The sequence below is a fragment of the Cereibacter johrii genome (genome assembly GCF_001720585.1).
In the GTDB taxonomy this organism is placed as follows: domain Bacteria; phylum Pseudomonadota; class Alphaproteobacteria; order Rhodobacterales; family Rhodobacteraceae; genus Cereibacter_A; species Cereibacter_A johrii.
Map to the genome: position 1 here is coordinate 12,491 of NZ_MABH01000161.1, position 26,287 is coordinate 38,777.

The 26,287-nt window shown below is 67.8% G+C and carries 25 protein-coding genes; 19 read left to right on the forward strand and 6 right to left on the reverse strand.

Annotation, left to right across the window (positions count from 1 at the left end; all coding sequences use genetic code 11):
• Window positions 1-29 precede the first annotated feature (29 nt).
• Window positions 30-863 carry a prephenate dehydratase gene (locus A9O63_RS14335; protein ID WP_069332553.1) on the reverse strand — a complete coding sequence of 278 codons (834 nt, stop codon included), beginning with the start codon at window positions 861-863 and terminating at the stop codon, window positions 30-32.
• Between the two features lie 120 nt (window positions 864-983).
• Between A9O63_RS14335 and A9O63_RS14340 the strand changes: the two genes are divergently transcribed.
• From A9O63_RS14340 to A9O63_RS14365, 6 genes are all read left to right on the forward strand, one after another.
• A complete protein-coding gene (locus A9O63_RS14340; protein WP_069332554.1) occupies window positions 984-1,508 on the forward strand; it encodes a c-type cytochrome in 525 nt (174 codons plus the stop codon).
• A gap of 169 nt (window positions 1,509-1,677) precedes the next feature.
• Entirely contained in the window at window positions 1,678-3,615 is a 1,938-nt protein-coding gene (locus A9O63_RS14345) for an extracellular solute-binding protein (protein WP_069332555.1), read from the forward strand.
• Window positions 3,616-3,630: 15 nt separating this feature from the next.
• Window positions 3,631-4,719: a microcin C ABC transporter permease YejB gene (locus tag A9O63_RS14350; RefSeq protein ID WP_069332556.1), complete on the forward strand. Its 1,089-nt coding sequence runs from the start codon at window positions 3,631-3,633 to the stop codon at window positions 4,717-4,719.
• Between the two features lies 1 nt (window position 4,720).
• Window positions 4,721-5,827, forward strand: coding sequence for an ABC transporter permease (locus A9O63_RS14355; protein WP_069332557.1), 1,107 nt, complete (start codon window positions 4,721-4,723; stop codon window positions 5,825-5,827).
• Window positions 5,824-7,455: an ABC transporter ATP-binding protein gene (locus A9O63_RS14360; protein ID WP_069332558.1), complete on the forward strand. Its 1,632-nt coding sequence runs from the start codon at window positions 5,824-5,826 to the stop codon at window positions 7,453-7,455. The genes A9O63_RS14355 and A9O63_RS14360 overlap by 4 nt, the downstream gene beginning before the upstream one ends.
• A 5-nt stretch (window positions 7,456-7,460) precedes the next feature.
• A complete protein-coding gene (locus A9O63_RS14365) occupies window positions 7,461-8,684 on the forward strand; it encodes a glycosyltransferase (RefSeq protein WP_069332559.1) in 1,224 nt (407 codons plus the stop codon).
• 10 nt (window positions 8,685-8,694) lie between these two features.
• Here the strand turns inward: A9O63_RS14365 and hemN are convergent, their stop codons facing one another.
• The gene (hemN, locus tag A9O63_RS14370; protein WP_084295931.1) at window positions 8,695-10,047 is read right to left on the reverse strand and encodes an oxygen-independent coproporphyrinogen III oxidase; all 1,353 of its coding nucleotides are present in this window, start codon (window positions 10,045-10,047) and stop codon (window positions 8,695-8,697) included.
• A gap of 61 nt (window positions 10,048-10,108) precedes the next feature.
• On the opposite strand from hemN, the gene fnrL reads away from it, so the two are divergent.
• Window positions 10,109-10,855, forward strand: coding sequence for a transcriptional regulator FnrL (gene fnrL, locus A9O63_RS14375; RefSeq protein WP_069332561.1), 747 nt, complete (start codon window positions 10,109-10,111; stop codon window positions 10,853-10,855).
• A gap of 79 nt (window positions 10,856-10,934) precedes the next feature.
• Here fnrL and A9O63_RS14380 read toward each other — a convergent pair whose 3' ends face one another.
• The gene (locus A9O63_RS14380) at window positions 10,935-11,783 is read right to left on the reverse strand and encodes a universal stress protein (RefSeq protein ID WP_069332562.1); all 849 of its coding nucleotides are present in this window, start codon (window positions 11,781-11,783) and stop codon (window positions 10,935-10,937) included.
• A gap of 195 nt (window positions 11,784-11,978) precedes the next feature.
• On the opposite strand from A9O63_RS14380, the gene ccoN reads away from it, so the two are divergent.
• From ccoN to ccoS, 8 genes are all read left to right on the forward strand, one after another.
• Window positions 11,979-13,586: a cytochrome-c oxidase, cbb3-type subunit I gene (ccoN, locus tag A9O63_RS14385; RefSeq protein WP_069332563.1), complete on the forward strand. Its 1,608-nt coding sequence runs from the start codon at window positions 11,979-11,981 to the stop codon at window positions 13,584-13,586.
• A gap of 16 nt (window positions 13,587-13,602) precedes the next feature.
• Window positions 13,603-14,328, forward strand: coding sequence for a cytochrome-c oxidase, cbb3-type subunit II (gene ccoO / locus A9O63_RS14390; RefSeq protein WP_069332564.1), 726 nt, complete (start codon window positions 13,603-13,605; stop codon window positions 14,326-14,328).
• Window positions 14,329-14,340: 12 nt separating this feature from the next.
• On the forward strand, window positions 14,341-14,544 hold the full coding sequence (locus tag A9O63_RS14395) for a CcoQ/FixQ family Cbb3-type cytochrome c oxidase assembly chaperone (RefSeq protein ID WP_069332565.1): 204 nt from the start codon (window positions 14,341-14,343) through the stop codon (window positions 14,542-14,544).
• Window positions 14,541-15,413: a cytochrome-c oxidase, cbb3-type subunit III gene (gene ccoP / locus A9O63_RS14400; RefSeq protein WP_069332566.1), complete on the forward strand. Its 873-nt coding sequence runs from the start codon at window positions 14,541-14,543 to the stop codon at window positions 15,411-15,413. The genes A9O63_RS14395 and ccoP overlap by 4 nt, the downstream gene beginning before the upstream one ends.
• 233 nt (window positions 15,414-15,646) lie before the next feature.
• Entirely contained in the window at window positions 15,647-17,080 is a 1,434-nt protein-coding gene (gene ccoG / locus A9O63_RS14405; RefSeq protein ID WP_069332567.1) for a cytochrome c oxidase accessory protein CcoG, read from the forward strand.
• 1 nt (window position 17,081) lies between these two features.
• The gene (locus A9O63_RS14410; RefSeq protein ID WP_069332568.1) at window positions 17,082-17,540 is read left to right on the forward strand and encodes a FixH family protein; all 459 of its coding nucleotides are present in this window, start codon (window positions 17,082-17,084) and stop codon (window positions 17,538-17,540) included.
• 3 nt (window positions 17,541-17,543) lie between these two features.
• Window positions 17,544-19,757 carry a heavy metal translocating P-type ATPase gene (locus A9O63_RS14415; RefSeq protein ID WP_069332569.1) on the forward strand — a complete coding sequence of 738 codons (2,214 nt, stop codon included), beginning with the start codon at window positions 17,544-17,546 and terminating at the stop codon, window positions 19,755-19,757.
• Window positions 19,757-19,915: a cbb3-type cytochrome oxidase assembly protein CcoS gene (gene ccoS, locus A9O63_RS14420; RefSeq protein ID WP_002720871.1), complete on the forward strand. Its 159-nt coding sequence runs from the start codon at window positions 19,757-19,759 to the stop codon at window positions 19,913-19,915. Before A9O63_RS14415 ends, ccoS begins: the two co-directional genes overlap by 1 nt.
• A gap of 113 nt (window positions 19,916-20,028) precedes the next feature.
• Here the strand turns inward: ccoS and A9O63_RS14425 are convergent, their stop codons facing one another.
• Together A9O63_RS14425 and A9O63_RS14430 are read right to left on the reverse strand one after the other, a co-directional pair.
• Window positions 20,029-21,453, reverse strand: a complete 1,425-nt coding sequence (locus A9O63_RS14425) for a D-alanyl-D-alanine carboxypeptidase family protein (RefSeq protein WP_069332570.1) — start codon at window positions 21,451-21,453, stop codon at window positions 20,029-20,031.
• Between the two features lie 179 nt (window positions 21,454-21,632).
• Window positions 21,633-22,346, reverse strand: a complete 714-nt coding sequence (locus A9O63_RS14430; RefSeq protein ID WP_069332571.1) for an HAD family hydrolase — start codon at window positions 22,344-22,346, stop codon at window positions 21,633-21,635.
• Between the two features lie 171 nt (window positions 22,347-22,517).
• Here A9O63_RS14430 and clpS point away from each other — a divergent pair, with 171 nt between their 5' ends.
• From clpS to A9O63_RS14445, 3 genes are read left to right on the forward strand one after another with little or no spacing between them, the layout of a single operon-like run.
• Window positions 22,518-22,838 (forward strand): ATP-dependent Clp protease adapter ClpS, encoded by a 321-nt coding sequence (gene clpS / locus A9O63_RS14435; protein WP_011338417.1) that lies wholly within the window; start codon window positions 22,518-22,520, stop codon window positions 22,836-22,838.
• A 16-nt stretch (window positions 22,839-22,854) separates the two neighbouring features.
• Complete coding sequence (locus A9O63_RS14440; RefSeq protein ID WP_069332572.1) at window positions 22,855-23,856, forward strand: class I SAM-dependent methyltransferase; 1,002 nt, start codon at window positions 22,855-22,857, stop codon at window positions 23,854-23,856.
• A gap of 12 nt (window positions 23,857-23,868) precedes the next feature.
• The gene (locus A9O63_RS14445) at window positions 23,869-24,678 is read left to right on the forward strand and encodes an SDR family NAD(P)-dependent oxidoreductase (protein ID WP_009561834.1); all 810 of its coding nucleotides are present in this window, start codon (window positions 23,869-23,871) and stop codon (window positions 24,676-24,678) included.
• A 17-nt stretch (window positions 24,679-24,695) separates the two neighbouring features.
• Here the strand turns inward: A9O63_RS14445 and A9O63_RS14450 are convergent, their stop codons facing one another.
• Complete coding sequence (locus A9O63_RS14450; protein WP_069332573.1) at window positions 24,696-25,109, reverse strand: hypothetical protein; 414 nt, start codon at window positions 25,107-25,109, stop codon at window positions 24,696-24,698.
• Window positions 25,110-25,225: 116 nt separating this feature from the next.
• Here A9O63_RS14450 and hemF point away from each other — a divergent pair, with 116 nt between their 5' ends.
• A complete protein-coding gene (gene hemF, locus A9O63_RS14455; RefSeq protein WP_069332574.1) occupies window positions 25,226-26,101 on the forward strand; it encodes an oxygen-dependent coproporphyrinogen oxidase in 876 nt (291 codons plus the stop codon).
• Window positions 26,102-26,287: the final 186 nt, after the last annotated feature.

The following is a 26,287-nucleotide window of genomic DNA, read 5'->3' on the forward strand; positions in this document are numbered from 1 at the left end:
CCACGGCGCGAGCCCGGGAGGGACGGGGCTCAGCCCCGGCCGGGGTCGGCGGGATAGACGCCGAGGATCTCGGACTGGCTGGTGAAGAAGCGCAGCTCGTCGAGCGCGAGCGCCACGTTCGCATCCTCGGGATGGCCTTCGATGTCGGCATAGAACTCGGTCGCGGTGAAGGAGCCGCCGACCATGTAGCTCTCGAGCTTGGTCATGTTGATCCCGTTCGTCGCAAAGCCGCCGAGCGCCTTGTAGAGGGCGGCCGGGATGTTGCGCACGCGGAAGGTGAAGGTCGTGACCATCTTGCCGGGGCCGCGGCGCGTCCAGTCGGCCTCCCGCGCCATCACGAGGAAGCGGGTGGTATTGTTCGACTGATCCTCGATGTGGCGCGCCACCACGTCGAGCCCGTAGATCTCGCCGGCGAGTTCCGAGGCGAGCGCGGCCAGCGCGGGATCGCCCTGTTCTGCCACGAGACGGGCCGAGCCCGCCGTGTCGGCGCCCGTCACCGGCCGGATGTCATGGCTGCGCAGGAAGGTCCGGCACTGGCCGAGCAGGACCGTGTGGCTCATGGCGCGCTCGACGCGCTCGATGGGCGTGCCGCGCAGGGTGAGCAGGTTGATGTGCACCCGCACGAAGGATTCGTCGACGATCCGCAGGCCCGAGCCCGGCAGCAGCGTGTGAATGTCGGCCACGCGGCCATAGGTGGAATTCTCGACCGGCAGCATCGCGAGGTCGGCCCCGCCCGCGCGGACCAGCTCGATCACATCCTCGAAGGTGCGGCAGGGGATCGCCTCCATCCCGGGGCGTGCCTGACGGCAGGCCTGGTGCGAATAGGCGCCGGGTTCCCCCTGGAAAGCGATTCGGCCGGTCATGACTTGGGTCTCCGAGATCAAAAACAGGTTGTCCCCGCGTCCGGCGGCGCTACTACACCTTGAAAGCAAGGGGAAGAAGCGGATACATGTCCGGCGGACCCAAACCGAGGTAAATGCGACATGTTCGACACGATGACCCTGACGAAGGCGGTCGGCGCCGGGTGCGGCGCGCTCCTGGTGTTCCTGCTTGGATCCTGGGCGGCCAGCGGCCTTTACACCTTCGGCGAGGGCCACGGCGAGGATGTGACGCAAGCCTATGTGATCGAGACGGGCGACGGCGGCGCCTCCGAAGAGCCGGCCGCCGAGGCCGTGCCCTTCCCGGAACTGGTGGCTGCGGCCGATGCCGCCGCGGGCCAGAAGGTGTTCGCCAAATGCGCCGCCTGCCACAAGCTCGACGGCTCGGACGCGACCGGCCCGCATCTGAACGGTGTGGTGGACCGCGCGGTGGCCTCCGTCGCGGGCTTCGCCTATTCGGACGCGATGGTGGCCCATGCCGCCGAAGCGCCGACCTGGACGCTGGAGGAGCTCGGCGCCTTCGTCGAGAACCCCAAGGGCCATGTGCCGGGCACCAAGATGACCTTCGCGGGCCTGCCGAAGGAGCAGGATCGCGCCAATGTCGTGGCCTATCTGGCCTCGCTCCAGTAAGGGCAGAGCCCGCAGCCTCTTCGAGGGCCGCCCGATCGGGCGGCCTTTTTCCGTTTTTCCGGCCGGGCTTGCCGTCTCGTCACGCAATCGCAACTTGAGACTGCGTCCCGTTGCACCGTAGCATGGCGAACCGGGCGCCAGGCGCGCCACACGAGGCAGGGGGAACGGCATGGGTGAAGTCACGGCGCGCACGGCGCAGGGCAGGGTCGCAGTCTCGAGACTTCCCGACGTGCGGTCATGGCTTCTGGGGGGGCTCGGCCTGCTGGCCGCCGCCGCGGCGGCGCTGCCCGCCCACGCGCAGGACGCGCCGAAGATTATCAAGGCGCACGGCATCTCGACCTTCGGCGATCTGAAATATCCGGCCGACTTCACCCACCTCGATTATGTCAATCCCGACGCGCCCAAGGGCGGCGAGATCTCGGAATGGGCTTTCGGCGGCTTCGATTCGATGAACCCCTATTCGGTGAAGGGCCGGGCCGCGGCCCTCTCGTCGATCATGTATGAATCGATCCTCGCGGGCACGGCCGACGAGATCGGCGCGGCCTACTGCCTGCTCTGCGAGACGCTCGAATATCCCGAGGACCGCAGCTGGGTGATCTTCAACCTGCGCCCCGAGGCGAAATTCTCGGACGGCACCCCCGTCACCGCCGAGGATGTGGTCTTTTCCTACGAGACCTTCGTGGCCAAGGGGCTGACCGATTTCCGCACCATCTTCGCCCAGCAGGTCGAGGGGGCCGAGGCGCTCGACACGCATCGGGTGAAGTTCACCTTCAAGAAGGGCATTCCCACCCGCGATCTGCCGCAGGACGTGGGCGGGCTGCCGGTCCTGTCCAAGGCGCAGTATGAACGCGAGGGGCTCGACCTCGAGGAGGGAAGCCTGAAGCCCTTCCTCGGTTCGGGCCCCTATGTGCTCGACGAGAGCCGGATGAAGGTGGGCCAGACGGTCGTCTACCGCCGCAATCCCGACTACTGGGGCAAGGATCTGCCGCTCATGCGCGGCACGGGGAATTTCGACGCGATCCGCATCGAATATTACGCCGACTACAATGCGGCCTTCGAGGGCTTCAAGGGCGGCAGCTACACCTTCCGCAACGAGGCCTCCTCGATCCTCTGGGCCACGGGCTACGACTTCCCCGCCGTCCAGACCGGCCATGTGGTGAAGGTCGAGCTGCCCTCGGGCGCCAAGGCCACGGGGCAGGGCTGGATGCTGAACCTCCGGCGCGAGAAGTTCCAGGACCCGAGGGTGCGCGAGGCGCTGAACCTCATGTTCAACTTCGAATGGTCGAACCAGACGCTGTTCTACGGCATCTATACCCGCGTCGATTCCTTCTGGGAGAACAGCTACCTCGAGGCCGAGGGCGCGCCCTCCGAGGCCGAGGTGGCGCTTCTGCAGCCGTTCGTCGACGAGGGCCTGCTTCCGGCCTCGATCCTTACCGAGCCTCCGGTGAGCCCGCCCGTCTCGGGAGAGCGGCAGCTCGACCGCGGGAACCTCCGGGCGGCGAGCAGGCTGCTGGACGAGGCGGGCTGGACCGTGGGCTCCGACGGGATGCGCCGCAACGCCAAGGGCGAGGTGCTGCGCGTCGAGTTCCTCAACGACAGCCAGACCTTCGACCGGGTCATCAGCCCCTTCATCGAGAACCTGCGCGCGCTGGGCGTGGACGCGCTGATGACGCGCGTGGACAATGCCCAGATGGAAAGCCGCACCCGGCCCCCGAGCTACGATTTCGACCTCACCACCGGCAATGCCCGCACGAACTACATCTCGGGCGCCGAGTTGAAGCAATATTACGGGTCGGAGACCGCCGACGTCTCGGCCTTCAACATCATGGGGCTGAAGGACAAGGCGGTGGACCGGATGATCGAGGTGGTGCTGGCCGCCAAGACCTCCGAAGAGCTCGAGGTGGCGACGAAGGCGCTCGACCGGGTGCTGCGGCTGCAGCGGTTCTGGGTGCCGCAATGGTACAAGGCCAGCCACACCGTCGCCTATTACGACATGTTCGAGCATCCCGAGACCTTGCCTCCCTATGCGCTGGGCGAGCTGGACTTCTGGTGGTTCAACCCCGACAAGGCTCAGGCGCTGCGTGACGCGGGCGCCTTGAGACAGTAAGGGCCGCATCCCCCCATGGGAGCCTACATCCTCCGGCGACTTCTTCTGATCGTGCCGACCCTGTTCGGCATCATGGTCATCAACTTCGTCCTGACGCAGTTCGTGCCGGGCGGCCCGATCGAGCAGGTGCTGGCGCGGCTCGACGGGCAGGGCGACGTGTTCCAGACCGTCGCGGGCGGCGGCGACGCCGGAACGGCGAGCGCACCCTCGGCGCAGACGTCGGAACGCTACGTCGGCTCGCGCGGGCTGCCGCCCGAGTTCATCGCCCAGCTCGAGAAGCAGTTCGGCTTCGACAAGCCGCCCCTGCAACGCTTCCTCGACATGATGTGGAACTATGTCCGCTTCGACTTCGGCGAGAGCTATTTCCGCTCGATCTCGGTGGTGGATCTGGTCAAGGAGAAGATGCCGGTCTCGATCTCGCTCGGGCTCTGGTCCACGCTGATCGCCTATCTGGTCTCGATCCCGCTCGGCATCCGCAAGGCCGTCCGCGACGGATCGAGCTTCGACACCTGGACGAGCGGCGCCATCATCGTGGCCTATGCGATCCCGGGCTTCCTTTTTGCGATCCTGCTCCTCGTGCTCTTCGCAGGCGGATCCTACTGGCAGTGGTTCCCCCTGCGCGGGTTGACATCTGACAACTGGGACAGCCTGTCCCCGCTGGGCAAGGTGGCCGACTATTTCTGGCACATCACCCTGCCGGTGGTGGCCTCGACCATCTCGGCCTTCGCCACGCTCACGCTGCTCACGAAGAACTCCTTCCTCGAGGAGATCCGCAAGCAGTATGTGATGACCGCGCGGGCCAAGGGGCTGACCGAGGGCCGGGTGCTCTACGGCCATGTCTTCCGCAATGCGATGCTCATCGTGATCGCGAGCTTTCCGTCCGTCTTCGTCTCGGTCTTCTTCGGCGGCAGCCTCATCATCGAGACGATCTTCTCGCTCGACGGGCTGGGCCGGCTCGGCTTCGAGGCGGCGGGGGCGCGGGATTATCCGGTGATCTTCGGCACGCTCTTCGTCTTCGGCCTGCTCGGCCTGCTCATGGGGATCCTGTCCGACCTGATGTATGTCTGGATCGATCCGCGCATCGACTTCGGGACGCGGGGCTGAGATGGCGCTGTCCCCGCTCAACCAGCGCCGCTGGCGGAACTTCAAGGCGAACCGCCGGGCCTATGTCTCGCTCTTCATCTTCGCGGTGCTCTTCGGCCTGTCGCTCTTCGCCGAGCTCATCGCCAACGACAAGCCGCTGCTCGTGAGCTACCGCGGCAGCCTCTATACGCCCATCACCCATTTCTACCCCGAGACCGCCTTCGGCGGCGATTTCCAGACCGAGGCCGCCTATCGCGATCCCGAGGTGCGCTGCCTGATCCGCTCGGGCGGGCTCGAGGCCTGTTTCGACGATCCCGAAGCGATCCTGGCCGAGGCCGAGACCGGCACGGTGGCGGGCGAGCCCATCGAGGCGGGCTGGATCCTCTGGCCGCTCATTCCCTACAGCTACGACACGATCAACGACATCGGCCGCGCGGCGCCTTCGCCGCCCGATGCCGACCACTGGCTCGGCACCGACGATACGGCGCGCGACGTGCTGGCGCGGGGGATCTACGGCTTCCGCCTCTCGGTGGCCTTCGCGCTGATCGTGACCTTCCTCACCTCCGCCATCGGCATCGCGGCGGGCGCGGTGCAGGGCTATTTCGGCGGGCTCACCGACCTGATCTTCCAGCGGGTGATCGAGCTCTGGGGCTCGACCCCCTCGCTCTATATCATCATCATCGTGGCTGCGATCTGGCAGATGAACTTCTGGCTTCTCGTGGGGCTCATGGTGCTCTTCGGCTGGACGAGCCTCATCGGCGTGGTCCGGGCCGAGTTCCTGCGCGCGCGGAACTTCGAATATGTCCGCGCGGCCCGGGCGCTCGGCGTGTCGGATCTCGTCATCATGTTCCGCCATGTGCTGCCCAACGCCATGGTGGCCACGCTGACCATGCTGCCCTTCATCATCACCGGCACCATCGGCAGCCTCGCCGCGCTCGACTTCCTCGGCTTCGGGCTGCCCTCCTCGGCACCCTCGCTGGGCGAGCTCACGCTGCAGGCCAAGCAGAACCTGCAGGCGCCGTGGCTGGGCTTCACCGCCTTCTTCGCCTTCGCGATCATGCTCTCGCTCATGGTGTTCATCTTCGAGGGCGTCCGCGATGCCTTCGACCCGAGAAAGACCTTCCGATGACCGGCCGCGACGCCAGCGACGCCGGGGCACCTGTCCTCGACGTGTCGAACCTCACCGTCCGCTTCCGGCAAGACGGACGGACCGTCGAGGCGGTGAAGGGCGTCTCCTTCACCGTCGGCCGCGGCGAGACGGTGGCGCTCGTGGGCGAGAGCGGATCGGGCAAGTCGGTGACGGCGCTCTCGACCGTCGCGCTCCTGCCCGACAGCGCAGAGGTCGGCGGATCTGTCCGCTACGAGGGCCGCGAGATGGTGGGCGCCCCCGCGGCCGAGCTGCGCCGGGTGCGGGGCAACGACATCAGCTTCATCTTTCAGGAGCCGATGACCTCGCTCAACCCGCTGCATACGATCGAGCGGCAGATCGGCGAGAGCCTCGCTTTGCATCAGGGCCTCGCCGGAGAGGCGGCGCGGGCGCGGATCCTCGAGCTGCTGACCAAGGTCGGCATCCGCGCTCCCGAGACGCGGCTCGGCGCCTATCCGCATCAGCTCTCGGGCGGGCAGCGCCAGCGGGTGATGATCGCCATGGCGCTGGCCAACGGGCCGGATCTGCTGATCGCCGACGAGCCCACGACCGCGCTCGACGTGACGATCCAGGCGCAGATCCTCGACCTTCTGGCCGAGCTGAAGCGGACCGAGGGGCTGAGCCTTCTGTTCATCACCCACGATCTGGGCGTGGTGCGCCGCATCGCCGACCGGGTCTGCGTCATGCAGGGCGGCGCCATCGTCGAGCAGGGCCCGGCGCGGCGCATCTTCGAGGCGCCGGAACATGCCTACACGCGCAAGCTCCTCGCGGCCGAGCCCACGGGCCGGCCCGATCCGGTGCCCGAGGGCGCCCGGGAGATCGTGCGGACCGACGGGCTGCGGATCTGGTTTCCGATCCAGCGCGGGATCCTCCGGCGGACGGTCGGCCATGTGAAGGCCGTGAACGGCGTCAGCCTCTCGATCCGCGAGGGCGAGACGCTGGGCGTGGTGGGCGAGAGCGGCTCGGGCAAGACGACGCTCGGGCTCGGCATCCTGCGGCTGATCGAGTCCGAGGGGCCGATCCTCTTTCTCGGGCAGGAGATCCACAACCGCCGGCCGCGGGCGCTGCGCGAGACCCGGCGCGACATGCAGATCGTGTTTCAGGACCCTTACGGCAGCCTCTCGCCGCGGATGACGGTCGAGCAGATCGTGGCCGAGGGTCTGGGCGTCCACGGGGTCGAGCAGGGACGCGACCGCCGCTCGATGGTGGCCGAGATCCTGACCGAGGTCGGGCTCGATCCGGCGGCGATGGGGCGCTATCCGCATGAATTCTCGGGCGGCCAGCGCCAGCGCGTGGCCATCGCCCGCGCCATGATCCTGCGGCCGAAGTTCGTCGTGCTGGACGAGCCGACCAGCGCGCTCGACATGACGGTGCAGGTGCAGATCGTGGATCTTCTGCGCGACCTGCAGCGGAAATGGGGCCTGGCCTACCTCTTCATCAGCCACGACCTGCGGGTGGTGCGCGCGCTCTCGCACAAGGTGATCGTGATGAAGGAAGGCAATGTCGTCGAGGCGGGGGAGGGGGCAAAGCTCTTCGCGGCCCCGCAGACCGATTACACCCGCACGCTTCTGGCGGCGGCCTTCGGAGACGCGGTGCCCGAGGCCGTGTGACGCCCATGAAGATCCTGTTCGTCCATCAGAACTTCCCCGGCCAGTTCCTGCATCTCGCACCCGAACTGCAGGGGAGGGGACACGAGTGCCTCGCCCTCACCGATGGCGAGAACCGGCGCGAGTCCCGGATCCCGGTCCTGCGCTACCGGCACGAGGCGCCCGCGCCCGATCCGCAGGCGACGCGTCTCGGGCGCAACTTCACCCAGACGAGCGACCGGGGCGTGAGCGTGGCGCGGGCCGCGCTGCAGCTGCGCGATCAGCGCGGCTACCGGCCCGACGTGATCGTGGGCCATTCCGGCTGGGGCGAGACCCTGTTCCTGAAGGAGGTCTGGCCCGAGGCGAAGCTCCTGATCTATGCCGAATTCTACTATCGCGGCGTGGGGCAGGATGTGGGGTTCGATCCCGAGTTCGACCGGCGCGGCTTCGACGGGGTGATGATCGCGCAAGGTCGCGCGGCCCATCTGGGACAGGCGCTGCTTCATGCCGATGCGGGCCTCTCGCCGACCGAGTGGCAGGCCTCGACCTATCCGCCCCCGCTGCGCCGGCTGATCGAGGTGATCCACGACGGCGTCGATACCGATGCCGTGGCGCCCGATGCCTCGGCCCGGTTCGAGCTGCCGGACGGGCGGGTGCTGCGGGCAGGCGACGAGGTGCTGACCTTCGTCAACCGCAATCTCGAGCCCTACCGCGGCTATCACATCTTCCTGCGGGCGCTGCCCGAGGTTCTGGCCGCGCGGCCCGAGGCGCAGGTGGTGCTGGTGGGCGGCGACGGCGTGAGCTACGGCCCCGCCCCCGCGGAGGGAAGCTGGAAGCAGCATTTCGTGGAAGAGCTGGGCCCCCGCCTCGACCTGTCGCGGGTGCATTTCGTGGGCCGCGTGCCCTACGACCGGTTCAAGGCACTGATGCAGGTGAGCCGGGCCCATGCCTATCTCACCTATCCGTTCGTCCTGTCCTGGTCGATGCTCGAGGCCATGTCGGCGGGGGCGCTCGTGGTGGGTTCGCGCACCGCGCCGGTCGAGGAGCTGATCGAGGACGGGCGGAACGGGCTTTTGGTGGATTTCTTCGACGGGCCGGGCTGGTCACGGACGCTGATCCGGGCGCTGGCCGAGCCCGAGCGGATGATGCCGCTGCGTGCGGCCGCGCGCGAGACGATCCGGGACCGCTACGACCTGCACCGCATCTGCCTTCCGCGGCTGGTCGAGTGGGTGGAGCGTCACGGTCCGCGCTGAGGCCCGTGCCTCAGATCGCGCCCTGCGGATTGCGGCTCGCATCGTAGCGGTCGAAACTGCGGGCGACGATGCGGGCGAGGGGGCGGCCCTCCTCGAGGATCTCGAGCCCGTGGCCGGTGATCTCGACCACCCCCGGGAAGGCCGCGGCGCAGGTCCGGAACAGCGTCTCGAGCCGCTCGGGCGGGACGGCGAAGCGGGCGAGGATCTGGGCGCGGCTGATGCGGAACTCGCAGAGGAGCTGCTCGATCATCCGCCCGCGCAGCCGGTCCTCGTCGCTGAGCACATGGCCGCGGGCCGTGGAGAACCGGCCCGACCGGATCGCGCGCAGATGGTCGGAGGTGCTGGGCGCATTCTGGGTGAAGCCCTGCGGAAAGCGCGAGATGGCCGACGCGCCGAGGCCGATCAGCACCTCGGCCCGGTCGTCCGTATAGCCCTGGAACGAGCGGCGCAGCCGGCCGCAGGCACGCGCATGGGCCAGCGGATCGCCCGCGCGGGCGAAATGGTCGAGACCGACCTGCTGGTAGCCGTCCCAGAGGATCAGGGTCCGGGCGGTCTCGAAGAGATCGAGCCTCTCCTCCGGGCCCGGGATCGAGGCCGTGGGGATCATGAGCTGACGCCGCGAGACGGCCGGCACATGGGCATAGCCCAGCACCGCCACCCGGTCGGGCGCGAGCGACAGGAGCTTCTGGATCGAATCCGCCACCCCGGGCGCCGTCTGGTGCGGCAGCCCGTAGAGAATGTCGACATCGAGGCCCACCAGCCCGCGGTGACGCAGATCCTCGACCAGGCGCTGCGTGAGCTCGAAGCTCTGCTCCCGGCCGATGGACTTCTGGATCTGGGGGTCGAAATCCTGCACTCCGATCGAGACGCGGGTCATGCCGGCCTCGAACAGGGCATCGAGCCGCGCGGCATCGATCTCGGTCGGATCGATCTCGACCGAGAAGTCCGTCTCGGCATCGGACGGCACCGCATCGCGGATCGCCAGCGCCAGCTCGTGGGTCAGGGTGGGCGGCAGGAGCGTGGGCGTCCCCCCGCCCCAGTGCATCCGCGCCAGCCGCACGCCCGGGGCAAGCCGTGCCCGCAGAAGCGCAAGCTCGGACTTGAGGGCTGCGGCATAAGCGCGCACGGGGGCGTCCGAACTCGTGCCCTGGGTGCGGCAGGCGCAGAACCAGCAGAGCCTGCGACAAAAAGGGACATGGAGGTATAACGATATTGAACTTCCCGCAGGAATGGACGAGATCCAGTCCGCATGGAGGTGCTCGTTTACCCCGACACCGAAGTTCGGCGCCGTCGGGTAGCTCGTGTAGCGTGGAACCCGCGCGTCAAATAGCCCGAGTTTAGCAAGATGAGAAATGGCCTCCATCGGCTTTCGCTAGGCGTGAAACTCGTCTATTGCTTTGATTCAGATCAAGCGGGGAACCGGCATGACGCTGCACGAAGTCCCAACCCTCCTCCACCGCTGCGGCGACTGCCCGATCCGTCATCGTGCCGTCTGCGCACGCTGTGACTCCGAAGAACTCGCGACGCTCGAGCAGATCAAATATTATCGCAGCTATCAGGCCGGCCAGACCGTGATCTGGTCGGGCGACAAGATGGATTTCGTGGCCTCCGTCGTCACCGGCATCGCGACCCTGACCCAGACGATGGAGGACGGCCGCCGGCAGATGGTGGGTCTTCTGCTGCCGTCGGATTTCGTGGGCCGTCCCGGCCGGCAGACCGTGGCCTATGACGTGACCGCCACCACCGACCTGCTGATGTGCTGCTTCCGGCGCAAGCCCTTCGAGGAAATGATGCAGAAGACGCCCCATGTGGGGCAGCGCCTGCTGGAGATGACGCTCGACGAGCTCGACGCCGCGCGCGAGTGGATGCTGCTTCTGGGGCGCAAGACGGCGCGCGAGAAGATCGCGAGCCTGCTTGCGATCATCGCCCGGCGCGACGCGGCGCTGAAGCTGCGCGAGTCGAACGGGCCCATGACCTTCGACCTGCCGCTCACGCGCGAGGAGATGGCGGATTACCTCGGCCTGACGCTCGAGACCGTGAGCCGTCAGGTCTCGGCGCTGAAGCGCGACGGGGTGATCTCGCTCGAGGGCAAGCGGCATGTGATCGTGGCCGATTTCGCCCGCCTGCTCGAAGAGGCCGGCGACGACAGCGACGGCGGCCTGCCGGTCTGAGAAGGCCCGCCGGTCCCGCCCCGGCCGGCATGAAAAGGCCCGCCCCTTGCGAGGCGGGCAGTGGCAGAACCTTCTTCCGTCAGTGCGCCATCAGGACGGGCACTTCCGCCAGTTCCAGCATGTCCCGCGTGGCCCCGCCGAGGATCGCCTCGCGGAAGCGGGAATGGCCGTAGGCGCCCATCACCAGAAGATCGGCATCCTGGTCGCGCACATGGCGCGCGATCACGTCGGAAATGCGCGGCATCGTCTTGGCCAGCACCGAGACTTCGGCCCGGACCCCGTGGCGCACGAGCATCTGGCAGAGCGCGCCGCCCGGATCCGACCGTTCGGCGCCATGGGCCGCAGGATCGACGATCACGATGTCCACATTGTCGGCGCGCAGCAGGAACGGCATGGCCTTGCGCACCGCCGTCAGCGCCTCGCGGCTCTGGTCCCAGGCGATGACGATCCGGTGGCCGAACCGCTCGCTCAGGGCCGGATCGTCGGGGATCACCAGAACCGGCGCCTGACCCTCGAAGAGCGCGGCCTCGACCACGGCTTCGCTCTCGGCGCCCCGGCCCTTGCCATAGGGGCGGGACTGCACGACGAGATCGGCAAAGCGCGAGCGCAGCGCGACCAGCCCCGCGAGGCCGCCCATCTGCGCCACGGCCGACTCGACCGATGCGCGCAGCATCGCAGGCTGGGCCGACAGCGCTGCCGCCGCCGCCTTCTCGACCGCCTGCGCTTCCTGTTCGGCGCGTTCCAGCGCCATCTGCAGCACGACCGCCGTGCCGCCCATGTTGTAGTAGGCCACCTGGGTGCCATCGATGCCAAGCGCCAGCACGTCGAGATGCGCGTCGCCGCTCAGGGCGAGGCGCGATGCAACGGTGATCGCCGGCTCGACTCGCTCGGGCGAAGTGGCCACCGTCAGCAAGGATTTATAGGCCATCTCACAACCTCCAGCCGATGGGATACGGGCCCCGAATGTGTGATCGAATGGGGCTTTGTTCCTTGATGAGGATCAAGTATCAGGACCGAAACCATTGACATGGATCAAGGCAGATTCCGCGACATGCCGCCACACACGGCCTGTCGATTAGCATCGGCCGGGGGAGTCGGCCTAGCGAAGACGAAGGGACGCAAGATGTGGGATTACGTTAAGTTGGTCGCGCTCGGCGTGATCGCGCTGTGTGCCGCGATCGCAGCCAACTACGCGCGCGACCTCGCATACATGGTGAACGCCGTATCGGTCATGCTGGTGGCCGGCGGGCTGTTCCTGTGGCAGGGGCGCCGGGTCGGAGACGAGATCCGTCCGAAGCCGGCACTTCAGACGGAATATATGGACGGGGTCATCCGCTACGGTGTGGTAGCGACGGCCTTCTGGGGCGTGGTGGGCTTTCTGGTGGCCGTCGTCATCGCCTTCCAACTGGCCTTCCCCCAGCTCAATTTCGAGTGGGCGCACGGCTATCTGAACTTCGGACGGCTGCGTCCGCTGCATACCTCCGCGGTGATCTTCGCCTTCGGCGGCAACGCCCTGATCGCGACGAGCTTCTATGTCGTCCAGCGCACTTCGGCCGCGCGCCTCTGGGGCGGCAACCTCGGCTGGTTCGTCTTCTGGGGCTACAACCTCTTCATCGTGCTCGTGGCCCAGAGCTATCTGCTCGGCGCCACGCAGTCGAAGGAATATGCCGAGCCGGAATGGTATCTCGACCTGTGGCTGACCATCGTCTGGGTCTGCTACCTCGGGGTCTTCCTCGGCACGATCATCAAGCGCAAGGAACCCCACATCTATGTGGCCAACTGGTTTTACCTTGCCTTCATCGTCACCGTGGCGATGCTCCACATCTTCAACAACCTCTCGATCCCGGTCTCGTTGTTCGGCTCGAAGTCCGTGCAGGTCTTCTCGGGCGTGCAGGACGCGATGGTGCAGTGGTGGTACGGCCACAATGCGGTGGGCTTCTTCCTGACCGCGGGCTTCCTCGGCATGATGTATTACTTCGTGCCAAAGCAGGCCGAGCGTCCCGTCTACAGCTACAAGCTGTCGATCGTGCACTTCTGGGCGCTGATCTTCCTCTATATCTGGGCCGGTCCGCACCACCTGCACTACACGGCGCTGCCGACTTGGACCTCGACCCTCGGCATGGTGTTCTCGATCATGCTCTGGATGCCGTCCTGGGGCGGCATGATCAACGGCCTGATGACGCTCTCGGGCGCCTGGGACAAGCTGCGCACCGATCCGATCATCCGCATGATGGTCGTCTCGATCGGCTTCTACGGCATGTCGACCTTCGAAGGCCCGATGATGTCGATCAAGGCCGTGAACTCGCTCAGCCACTACACCGACTGGACCATCGGTCACGTCCACTCCGGCGCGCTCGGCTGGAACGGCATGATCACCTTCGGCGCGCTCTACTTCCTCACGCCGAAACTGTGGAACAAGGAACGGCTCTACAGCCTCAGCCTCGTCTCCTGGCACTTCTGGCTCGCCACCATCGGCATCGTGCTCTACGCCTCGTCGATGTGGGTCTCGGGTATCATGGAAGGCCTGATGTGGCGTGAAGTGGATGCGAACGGCTTCCTCGTGAACGCCTTCGCCGACACGGTGGCGGCCAAGTTCCCGATGAACGTGGTGCGGGGTCTGGGCGGGGTGCTCTACCTCACCGGCGCGCTCATCATGTGCTACAACCTGTGGAAAACCGTGACCACCGCCCCCTCGCGGGTGGTGCGCGCCACGGCCGTTCCCGCTGAGTGAAGATAAGGGGACAGCCATGGGTATCCTTGCCAAACACAAGATCCTCGAGACCAACGCCACGCTGCTGCTGATCTTCAGCTTCTTCGTGGTCACCATCGGCGGCCTGGTGCAGATCGTGCCGCTGTTCTACCTCGAGAACACGATCGAGAAGGTGGAGGGGGTTCGCCCCTACACCCCGCTCGAGCTTGCCGGGCGCGACATCTACATCCGCGAGGGCTGCTACGTCTGCCACAGCCAGATGATCCGCCCGATGCGCGACGAGACCGAGCGCTACGGCCACTACAGCCTCGCGGCGGAATCGATGTACGATCACCCGTTCCAGTGGGGCTCGAAGCGGACGGGGCCCGATCTCGCCCGCGTCGGCGAGCGCTATTCGGACGAGTGGCACGTCGATCACCTGACCAACCCGCAGTCGGTGGTGCCGGAATCGATCATGCCGAAATACGGGTTCCTCTCGCATACCGTGATCGACGGGCGCTACATCCGTGACCTGATGTCGGTGCACCGCACCGTGGGCGTGCCCTACAGCGACGAGATGCTCGAGAATGCCGTGGCGGACTTCAAGGCGCAGGCCAACCCGGACGCCGATACGGACGGGCTGCTCGAGCGCTACGGCAAGGCCGCCGTGCGCAACTTCGACGGGCAGGCCGAGCTGACGGAGATGGACGCCCTCATCTCCTACCTGCAGGTGCTGGGCACGATGGTCGACTTCTCGACCTTCACTCCCGACGATAGCCGGTAAGGGAGCGCAGCCATGGATACCTACAGCCTGCTGCGTGGCTTCGCGGACAGCTGGATGCTGGTCGTGATGACGCTCTTCTTCGTGGGCGTGGTGTTCTGGGCCTGGCGTCCGCGCAGCCGGAAGGATCATGACGAGGCTGCCAACGCGATCTTCCGCCACGAGACGAAACCCGCCGGCGACGACCCGGAGTCGTCGTCCGAGGAGGCGAGGAAATGAGTGTGAAACCGACGAAACAGAAGCCCGGCGAGCCGCCGACCACGGGCCATTCCTGGGATGGCATTGAAGAGTTCGACAACCCGATGCCGCGCTGGTGGCTCTGGACCTTTTACGTCACCATCGTCTGGGCCATCGGCTATTCGATCCTCTACCCGGCGTGGCCGCTGATCAACGGGGCGACGAACGGGCTGATCGGCCATTCGACCCGGGCAGACGTGCAGCGTGACATCGAGGCCTTTACCGAGGCCAACGCCGCCATCCGGCAGCAGCTGGTCGACACGGACCTGACGGCCGTCGCGGCCGATCCGAACCTGCTGCAATATGCGACCAACGCCGGTGCGGCCGTGTTCCGCACCAACTGCGTGCAGTGCCACGGCTCGGGCGCCGCGGGCAACGTAGGCTATCCGAACCTGCTCGACGACGACTGGCTCTGGGGCGGCGATATCGAAGCGATCCACACCACCGTCACCCACGGGATCCGCAACACCACCGACGACGAGGCGCGCTATTCCGAGATGCCGCGCTTCGGGGCCGACGGTCTGCTCGACGGCACCCAGATCTCGCAGGTCGTGGAATATGTGCTGCAGATCTCGGGCCAGGACCATGATGCGGCCCTGTCCGCGGAAGGCGCCACCATCTTCGCCGACAACTGCGCTGCCTGCCACGGCGAGGACGGCACCGGAAGCCGCGATGTGGGTGCGCCGAATCTGACCGACGCAATCTGGCTCTATGGCGGGGATCGCGCCACCGTGACCGAAACGGTGACCTATGCCCGCTTCGGCGTGATGCCGAACTGGAACGCCCGCCTCACCGAGGCGGACATCCGGTCGGTCGCCGTCTATGTCCACGGCCTCGGCGGTGGCGAGTAATCCAAGGAGCTGAGCGGCCCGGGAGACCTCTCCCGGGCCGATGCCGGCCCTCGTTCGAGTTCGCGCGTTCCGAGTGCGGAGGGTCGGTGCCTCCACGCCCCTAGGGGCGGGGGGCAGACAGCCGATCCGCGCCGTGAATGATGTATCACGGATGCGTAATATTGACCGAAGTCAAGTTGCGCGGGCGGTTCCGTCTGATAGCACCCGGAACATCCTTGAAGCCGGAGTCCGTCGTGACCAGCCCCGATACCCAAACCAGCAGCCTCTACGCCAAACGCGAGCCCGTCTTTCCCAAGCGGGTGAGCGGCAAGTTCCGCAGCCTGAAATGGTGGATCATGGGCGTGACGCTGGGGATCTACTATATCGCGCCCTGGCTGCGCTGGGACCGCGGCCCGAACCTGCCCGATCAGGCGATCCTCGTCGATCTGGCGAACCGGCGCTTCTTCTTCTTCATGATCGAGATCTGGCCGCACGAATTCTACTTCGTCGCGGGCCTCCTCATCATGGCGGGGCTCGGGCTCTTCCTCTTCACCTCGGCGGCGGGCCGGGTGTGGTGCGGCTATGCCTGCCCGCAGACGGTCTGGACCGACCTCTTCATCCTCGTCGAGCGCTGGGTCGAGGGCGACCGCAACGCGCGCATCCGGCTGCTGCGTCAGCGGTGGGATCTCGAGAAGACGCGGAAATATCTCACGAAATGGACGCTCTGGCTCCTGATCGGCCTCGCCACCGGCGGGGCCTGGGTGTTCTATTTCACCGATGCGCCGACGCTTCTCGTCGATCTCCTGACGGGGAACGCCCATCCGGTGGCCTACATCACCATGGCCACGCTGACCGCCACCACCTTCGCCTTCGGCGGCTTCGCGCGCGAGCAGATCTGCATCTATGCCTGCCCCTGGCCGCGCATCCAGGCCGCGATGATGGACGAGGAGACGATCACTGTCGCCTACCGCGAATGGCGGGGCGAGCCGCGCGGCAAGCTGAAGAAGGGCGAGCCGCTCAGCCCCGATCAGGGCGACTGCATCGACTGCATGGCCTGCGTGAACGTCTGCCCCATGGGCATCGACATCCGCGACGGGCAGCAGCTCGCCTGCATCACCTGTGCGCTCTGCATCGACGCCTGCGACGAGGTGATGGACAAGATCGGCAAGCCGCGCGGCCTGATCGGCTATCTCGCCCTCACCGACGAGCGGGCAGAGCGCGAGGGCAAGGCCCCGCGCTCGGCCTGGCGGCATGTCTTCCGGCTCCGCACCCTCATCTATACCGCGCTCTGGTCGGGGGTGGGGCTCGCGCTGATCGTGGCGCTCTTCCTGCGCTCGCCCATCGACATCAACGTCACCCCGCTGCGCAATCCGATCTATGTTACGCTTTCGGACGGCTCGATCCGCAACACCTACGACATCCGGCTGCGCAACAAGCAGGGCGAGGCGCGCGACTATCAGATCTCGGTGACGAGCGAGGCCGATCTCGCGCTTTCGCTGGAGGGGCACCCGGCGACCGTGGTAACGGTTCCCGCGAACGAGACCATGACCCAGCGTGTCTACATCGTTGCAGGCAAGGGCACGCCCGCCGCCGAGGGTGAGCGGACGGACCTGCGCCTCTGGGTCGAGGATCTCGCTGCCGGGCAGCGGGTGCATCACGACACGATCTTCAACGGAAGGGGCAACTGACATGGCCGAGATGACCGGGCGCAAGGTTCTGGCGATCACCGTGGGGGCCTTCGGCGTCATCATCGCGGTGAACCTGCTGATGGCCTTCAAGGCGATCTCGACCTTCCCCGGCCTCGAGGTGGACAATCCCTATGTCGCCAGCCAGACCTTCGATGTCGAGCGGGCGTCGCAGCAGGCGCTCGGCTGGACGCTGGTGGCCGACTATGACGAAGCTGCGCGGGAAATCACCCTGCGCTTCACCGGCGCCGATGGCCGCCCCGTGGCGGTCGACACGCTCGACGTTCTGGTGGGCCGCACGACCGAGGCGAGCGACGACCGCCGCCCTGAATTCGTGCTGCGCGACGGAGCCTTCCGCGCGCCGCAGGATCTCACGCGCGGCAAGTGGATGCTGAGGGTGGACGCCACGTCGCCGAACGGCACCGCCTTCCGCCAGCGCCTCGATCTCTTCGTCGAGGACTGAGCCATGTCCCTGGCCGAGCGCATCGACCTGCCGTCCTCCGAGGCGCCTGGCGGTGCCTCGGCCTGTCCTGCCTGCCTTGCCGCGCCTTCGGCCGAACGGCTGGCCGCTCTGGCGGGACCCGCCGGCGGGCGGCTCGTCCTGTCGCTGCCCACCGCCCATTGCGCGGCCTGCATGACCACCGTCGAGGGCGGGCTCGAGAAGATCGCGGGTGTGCGCTCGGCGCGGGTGAACCTCACGCTGCGCCGGGTCTCGGTCGATGCCGAGCCCGAGGTGACGGCGGCCCAGCTGGTCGAGGCGCTGTCGCGGCTCGGCTACGAGGCGCACGAGCTCGATGCCGGGATGCTCTCGGCCACCGAGACCGACCGGCAGGGGCGCGACCTCCTGATGCGCCTCGGCGTGGCCGGCTTCTCGATGATGAACGTGATGCTGCTGTCGGTGGCCGTCTGGTCGGGCGCCGAGGCCGCGACGCGCGATCTCTTCCACTGGATCTCGGCCGCCATCGCCCTGCCGACCGTGGTCTTCGCGGGCCAGCCCTTCTTCCGCAACGCCTGGACGGCGCTCCGCGCCGGACGGCTCGGGATGGATGTGCCGATCTCGCTCGCCATCATCCTCGCCTCGTCGATCTCGCTCTTCGAGACCTTCCACTCCGGCCACCACGCCTATTTCGACGCGGCGGTGATGCTGACCTTCTTCCTGCTCGCGGGCCGCTATCTCGACCACCGCACCCGCGCCGTTGCCCGTTCGGCCGCCGAGGAACTGGCGGCGCTCGAAGTGCCGCGCGCCACGCTTCTGCGCGAGGGCGAGGAGGTGACGGTGCCGATCGCCGAGCTTTCCGCGGGCGATCTGGTGCGCGTGCGGCCGGGAGGGCGGATGCCGGTCGATGGCGTGGTGGCCGAGGGCTTCTCCGAGCTCGACCGCTCGCTGCTGACCGGCGAGAGCCTGCCGGTGCCGGCCGGCCCCGAAACCGTCGTCTCGGCGGGCGAGGTGAACCTCACCGGCCCGCTCACGGTGCGGGTGACGGCGGCCGGGCGCGACAGCTCGCTGCACCGGATGGCCGATCTGGTGGCGGTCGCCGAAAGCGCCAAGACCCGCTACACCTCGCTCGCCGAGCGGGCCTCGCGGCTCTATTCGCCGCTGGTCCATCTCCTCTCCTTCACCGCCTTCGGGGTCTGGATGTGGATCACGAACGGCGACGTGCGCACCTCGATCAACATCTCCGCCGCCGTGCTCATCATCACCTGCCCCTGCGCCCTGGGGCTCGCCGTGCCCGCCGTGGTGACGGCGGCGAGCGGGCGGCTGTTCCGCAAGGGGCTGCTCATCAAGGACGGCACCGCGCTCGAACGGCTGGCCGAGGTGGATACGGTCGTCTTCGACAAGACCGGCACGCTGACGCTGGGCACGCCCGAACCCACCAACCTCGCGACGCTTCCTGCGGCCGATCTGGCGCTGGCGGCGGCGCTGGCCGCGTCCTCGGCGCATCCCCTGGCCATGGCGCTTGCGCTTGCCGCACGGGGGCAGGGGGTGCAGCCCGCGGCCGTCACCGACCTGCGCGAGGTGCCGGGCTTCGGCATCGAGGGCCGGCTCGAGGGCCGCACCGTCCGACTCGGCCGCGCCGAGTGGGTGGGCGCCACGCCCGAGCCCGTGACCGCGACCTACCTCTCGACCGGAGCGGCCACGCGCGCCATCACCTTCTCCGACCGGCTGCGTCCGGGCGCGGAAGAGGCCGTGCGGGCGCTGGCGGGGCAGGGCAAGCGGATCCTCCTCCTGTCGGGGGACACCGAGGGCGCCGTGGCCGAGCTTTCGGAGCGGCTCGGCATCGGCGAATGGCGCTCGGGCCAGCTTCCGGCCGAGAAGGCGCAGCGGGTGGCCGACCTCACCGCCGAGGGACGGCGCGTGCTGATGGTGGGCGACGGGCTGAACGACACCGCCGCCCTGGCCGCGGCGCATGTGTCGATCTCGCCCGCCTCCGCGCTCGATGCGGCGCGGGTGGCCTCCGACATCGTGCTCCTGGGCAAGGACATGGCGCCCATCGCCGATGCCGCGCGCATCTCGGTGAAGGCCACGAAGCGCATCCGCGAGAACTTCGCCATTTCGGCCGCCTATAACGTGGTGGCGGTGCCCCTCGCACTCGTGGGGCTTGCGACCCCTCTGGCGGCGGCGCTCGCCATGTCGCTGTCCTCGATCAGCGTCTCGCTCAATGCGCTGCGGGTGAAGTGATGGACATCCTCGCCTATCTCATCCCGATCTCGCTCTTCCTCGGAGGGCTGGGGCTTGCCGCCTTCTTCTGGTCTCTCAGGTCGCGCCAGTATGATGACCCGGAGGGAGACGCGAACCGGATCCTCAAGACCGACTACGACGAGCACCCGCGCCAGTAGGAGGCGCTTTCCGGCACCGGCCGCCCGGCCACAGGTCCGGCGGTAGCCTTGGCCCCAAAGGAAAAGGCCCGCGGATCTCTCCGCGGGCCTTTTCCTTTGGCTCGGGCCGGATCTTACGGCCCGATGGCGAAGCACTGGATGGCGCGCGCCTGCAGGCGGCGGCAGGCGAGGTCGGCCTGATCCTGCGTAAGCCCCATGAAGTTCGCATCATACCCGCCCGGGCGGTCGATGATCTTGCGCAGACCTTCGGCCAGCGTTCCGGTCTCGGCCAGCGCGATCTGCATCAGCTGGCGCTCCGCCGCGGTGCGCGAGGGGAAGCGGCCCACGTTCACGCCCCAGTGCCGGCCACCCGAGGTCGACATGCGGGTGATGACTTCGGGCGAGGTCGGCACCGGCGAGGCGGCGGCGAGCTGCAGCACCGGCCGGCTGCGCGGCGTGACACCCGAGTCCGAGCCTTCGCCGCCGTAATCCACCGCCTGCGCGATCTGCATCGCCACCGCATCCTCGGCCGAGGCCTGGGCCAGCGCGCTCTCGATCCCGCCCTGCATGGAGCTCACCATCGCCGCGGCGGCGAGGGCCGCCTGCGAGCCCGGCCGTGCCAGCGGGCGCGGCGAGCTGGTCAGGGATGCGATCGGAACGGGCTGCTGCTGCTGGGCCGCCTGCGCCGAGGCGATGGCGAGCGCGCCCGCGTCGATCGGGGCAGGCTTGCGGACCTTCGCATTCTCCGGGGCCTCGCGAAAGCCGAGGTCCAGCAGATCCGCCATCTTGGCATTGCGGTGCGCGGTGCTCTTGCCGCCGAAGACGGTGGCGATGATGCGCTTGTTGCCGCGCTGTGCCGAGGCGGTGAGGTTGTAGCCCGCGGGCGAGGTGTAGCCGGTCTTGATCCCGTCGGCGCCCTTGTAGGCATCGAGGAAGCGGGTGTTGGTGTTGGCGACGGTGGTCACGCCGGCGTCGGCGCGGCGGCGCGAGAAGATGTTGTAATATTGTGGGAAATCGAAGAACAGCCGCCGGCCCAGCACGTTCATGTCGTGCGCGGTGGACAGGTGGCCCTCGGAGGTCAGGCCGTTGCAGTTCTTGAAGGTGGTCTTCGTCATGCCGATGGCCTTGGCCGTCCGGTTCATCCGCTCGGCGAAGGCCGCTTCGGAACCGCCCACGGCCTCGCAGATCGCGGTTGCGGCGTCGTTGGCCGATTTCACCGCCGCCGCACGGATCAGGTAGCGCAGCGCGATGCGCTGGCCCGACTTGAGGCCGAGCTTCGAGGGCGGCTCGGCGGCCGCGTTCTTCGTCACCGTCACGAGGCTGTCGAGCGAGATCTCGCCGCGCTGGATGGCCTGGAAGGTGATGTAGAGCGTCATCATCTTCGTGAGCGAGGCCGGATGCAGGCGTGTCTCGGAGTTGGTCTCGTAGAGGGTCTCGCCTGTCCGCGCATCCATCACGATGGCGGCGTAAGGCGCGGCCAAAGCGGACTGTGCCGCCATCACCATGGCCACGAACACGAAAAGCACTTGTCGGACGTACTGCCCCAGCTGCGATGTCACGTCGCCTGTCCTTCTGTCTGCCTCGTTCCCGCCGGTTCCCGTTCGGTCCAGGGGATTTGTGATTTGAGGTGACGCTAGCACAGGAGGTGATTCAGGAAAACCCCTCAGTTTCAAGGGGTTTCGCGGGCCTTTTCAGCCACTGTGGCAGATCTGGGGCGCGGCTGCGCAAGAACCTCAAGTTATGGGAGATTCTCGTTAAGCCTCTCGACCAGCGCCGGCAGCCCGGACAGGTCGGGCAGGGTGAAGAAGCGCGGATGCCCGTCCGGCGGATCGGCATGTTCCAGCGCCCAGGTGAGGCCATGGGGGATGTGCACGCCGAATCCCCCGGCCTCGATCGGAGGAAGAACGTCCGATTTCAAGGAGTTGCCGACCATCAGCGCACGGTCCGGCCCGTCGCCGTGGCGCCGGAAGATCCGGTCGTAGACGCGGGCGTTCTTGTCCGAGACGATCTCGACGGCATGGAACATGTCGCCCAGACCCGATTGGGCGAGCTTCCGCTCCTGATCGAGAAGATCGCCCTTCGTGACCAGCAGGACACGGTATTCGGCCGCCAGAGCCTCCACCGCCTCGCGCGCATGGTCCAGAAGCTCGATCGGATGGGCGAGCATCTCCTGACCGGCCGCGATGATCTCGCCGATGACGCCGGCGGGCACGCGCTCTTCCGTCACCTCGATGGCCGTCTCGATCATCGACAGCATGAAGCCCTTGATGCCGAAGCCGTAGCGGCCGAGGTTGCGGCGCTCGGCCGCCAGAAGCCGCTCGTGCAGCCGGTCCTTCTCGACATGCTGGGCGAGGAGGGCGGCGAAGCGCTCCTGCGTCAGCCGGTAGAAGGTCTCGTTCTGCCAGAGCGTGTCGTCCGCGTCGAACGCGATGGTGGTGATGCGCCGGTCCATGGCTCCTCCCGTCGCTGCCGGATTAAGCGCGCGGGCCGGAGCCCGCAAGCCCGTCCGCGTCATGAGCGCCTCTTTCCGACGGACGAAAAACGACTATACTCTCTCTCTCGCGCCACTTCCCGAATCCGCCCATCGGCAGGAGTCACGATCTTGACCCTTCGTCCGCTTCACATGTCCGACAAGACGGGCGGCCCCGGCGACGACACGTCCATCCTGACCAAGACCCGCAGCAAGACCCAGCGGCCGCCGCTCTACAAGGTGCTGCTCTTGAACGACGATTACACGCCCATGGAATTCGTGGTCCATGTGCTCGAGCGGTTCTTCGGCCTGAGCCACGCGCAGGCGTTCGAGATCATGCTGACCGTCCACAAGAAGGGTCTCGCGGTGGTGGGCGTCTTCTCCTTCGAGGTGGCCGAGACCAAGGTGGCGCAGGTGATGGATTTCGCGCGGCGCCACCAGCATCCGCTGCAATGCACCATGGAAAAGGAATAGGCCCCGGGGCCTTCGGATGCGCTCTGCCCGTCTGACACTGGCGCTGGAAACCGGCGCGGTCGTCCTGCCCGATGCGGGCAGTATCGTCGTCTATCGTCCGCGCGCGGGCGAGGATCTCTCGGCGCTGCCCAGGGACCGGCTGGTGCTGGTGCAGGGCTTCCGCCCCGATCACGACGCTCTCGCGGCGCAGGGCTACAAGGTGGGCATCGCGGGCGGTGCGGGCCATGCCGCAGCCCTCGTCTGCCTGCCGCGCGCCCGGGCCGAGGCCCGCGCGCTTCTGGCCGAGGCGGCGGCCTCGGTCGAGCCGGGCGGGCCGATCGTGGTGGACGGGCAGAAGACCGACGGTGTCGAGTCGGTCTGGCGCGATCTGGCCGAGCGGCTGGCCGTCTCGGCCACCCTCTCCAAGGCGCACGGCAAGCTCTTCACCTTCGCCGCCGGTCCGGGGCTCGAGGACTGGGCCGCGCGGCCCACCGAGATCGCGGGCGGCTTCCGCACGCTGCCCGGCATCTTCTCGGCCGATGCGCCCGACCGCGGCTCGCAGCTTCTGGTCGAGGCGCTGCCTTCGGATCTCTCGGGCCGGGTCGTCGATCTGGGCGCGGGCTGGGGCTATCTGGCGCGCGCCGTGCTGAAGCGGCGGCCGGTGAAGCGCGTCGACCTCGTCGAGGCCGAACATGCGGCGCTCGACTGCGCACGGCTCAACATCCCGGATGAGCGTGCCCATTTCCACTGGGCCGACGCCACCCGCTTCCGTCTCTCGAAGCCCGCCGATCTGGTGGTCTGCAATCCGCCCTTCCACACGACGCGCGAAGCCGATCCCGCGATCGGGATGGGCTTCCTGCAGGCGGCTGCGCGGCTTCTCGCCCCCACGGGGGTGCTCTGGCTGGTGGCCAACCGCCATCTGCCCTATGACCGCGGCCTTCGCACGCTCTTCCGCGAGGTCGAGGACATCGGCGGCGATGCCGCCTTCAGGATCGTCCGCGCGTCCCGACCCCAGCGCGCGGGCGGCACATCTGCATAACGGGAGTTTCCCATGTCGCTCATCATTTCCGGCAAGACGGCCATCGTGACCGGGGCCGCCGCCGGCATCGGCCTCGCAGTGGCGCGGCATTTCGTCGACAAGGGCGCGAACGTGATGTTCGTGGACATGGACGAGGAACGGCTCGCCGACCAGATCGGCGAGGAGGCCCGGGCCGAAGGCTCGGTGCGCATGTTCGCGGGCGACCTGCGCGAGAAGCTGACGATCACCAACCTCCTTTCGGCCACGATGGATGCCTTCGACCGGGTCGATATCCTCGTGAATGCGAGCCGGCAGGTGGCGCTGTCCGATCCGCTCTGCCCGGAAGAGGATGCGGTCGAGACGCTTCTGCAGCAGAACATGCTGACCAGCCTGCGCCTCACCCAGCTCACGGCGAAGCGCATGATCGCGCGGGCCGAGAAGAGCGACGAGAAGCCCACGCAGGTGGGCTCGATCATCAACCTCTCCTCCATCGCCGCGATCCGCACCCAGCCCGAGCTTCTGGCCTATTCGATCAGCTGCGCCGCGGTCGAGCAGATGACGCGCTCGATGGCGGTGGCGCTGGCCTCGAAGGGCATCCGGGTGAATGCCGTCTCCTTCGGCTCGGTCATGAGCGCGAGCCTGCAGACCGCGCTGAAGGACAGCCCGGCGATGCGCGCCCAGATCACCGAGCGCACGCCGATGAAGCGCATCGCCTCGCCGGCCGAGATCGTCGAGACGGTGCAGTTCCTCGCCTCGGACGCGGCGGCCTTCATGACGGGGCAGGTGGTGACGCTCGACGGCGGGCGCAGCCTGATCGACCCGGCGCTGGCGCCGGTGCACTGAAGCGGCTGTCCGGCCGGTCACTTCGTCTCGGGATAGGTCGCCCTGCATTGCTGGACGGCCGGACCGGCCGTCCGGGCCAGTTCAACCCGCTTGCGTTTCAGCTGCTCCAGCGTCCGGGCTTCCGAGGCGAGGTCGATGGCCTTGGGCTGGCGCACCGTGTAGGGCACCTGATCGAAGCAGTGCCGGGCCGGGTAGACGACCCGCGTGCCGTCCGGACGGTAGCGCACGATCGGCGGGCCGCACTGCACCCATTCGGTGCGGTAGTCCGTCACCTCCTCGATCGCATAGCCGCGCGCGAGGTTCAGCTCTCCCTCCTGGATCAGCTCGTCCACCACCCGCAGGTCGCGCGTCACTTGCGAGATGCACTGTTCCTGCGGCGTGGCGCAGGCGGCGAGCAGGGGCAGCAGGAGGAGGGTCACGGCATGTCTCATGTCGTCGACCCTAACCCAATCTACTTGCGACGCCAGATGATTCTGGCGGAGCGCTGCTCTCTGGATCCGCCTCGGCGAAGCTGCTAGCCCTGAGGGCAAAGGTTCGGGAGGAATGCATGAATGACGCGATGGACGGACAGAAGGCGCGGGCGTCCGACTGGTTCCGCGAGCTGAGGAACCGCATCCTCGCGGCCTTCGAGGGGCTCGAGGATGCGGCCACGGGCGGCTCTCCCGCGGATGCCGCGCCCGGCCGGTTCGAGGTGACCGAGACGAGCCGCGAGGCGGGCGGCGGCGGGCTCATGAGCGTGATGCGCGGCGGGCGCGTGTTCGAGAAGGTGGGCGTGAATGTCTCGACCGTCCACGGCACGCTCGCGCCCCGGGCGCAGCAGGCGATGGCCGCGCGCGGCGTGCCGGGCATGGCCGAGGATCCGCGCTTCTGGGCCTCGGGCATCAGCCTCGTGGCGCATATGCAGAACCCGCATGCGCCCGCCGTCCACATGAACACCCGCATGTTCTGGACCCCGCACGCCTGGTGGTTCGGCGGCGGCTCGGACCTCAACCCCTGCCTCGACTATGCCGAGGATACCGAGCATTTCCACGCCACGCTGCGCCGGGCCTGCGAGGCGCACGGGGCGGACTACTATCCCCGCTTCAAGGCCTGGGCCGACGATTATTTCTTCATCCCCCACCGCGGCCGGGCCCGCGGCGTGGGCGGGATCTTCTTCGACGACCTGAACACCGGCGACTGGGAGGCCGATTTCGCCTTCACGCGGGCGGTGGGCGAGGCCTTCCTGCCGGCCTTCGTGCCCCTCGTCGAGCGGCGCATGGAGACGCCCTGGACCGAGGCCGACCGCGAGGCGCAGCTCATCCACCGCGGGCTCTATGCGGAATACAACCTCGTCTATGACCGGGGCACGAAATTCGGCCTCGAGACCGGCCACGACGCCAACGCCGTGCTGATGAGCCTCCCCCCGCTGGCGAAGTGGATCTGACGGAGCCACGGGGCCGGGCCGGATCGGCCCCGTGACGGGTCCGGGCCCGGTTCCGCCGCCCAAGGCCTGCGCCGGTATGCGGGCGCCCGGTGCCTGCTCAGCCCCTGCCGCGAAGGGACGGCCGGAGCGCGCCCCCGCGGGTCTTTACGGCCGTCAGATAGAGGCGGACCCCGTTGAAGATCTGCT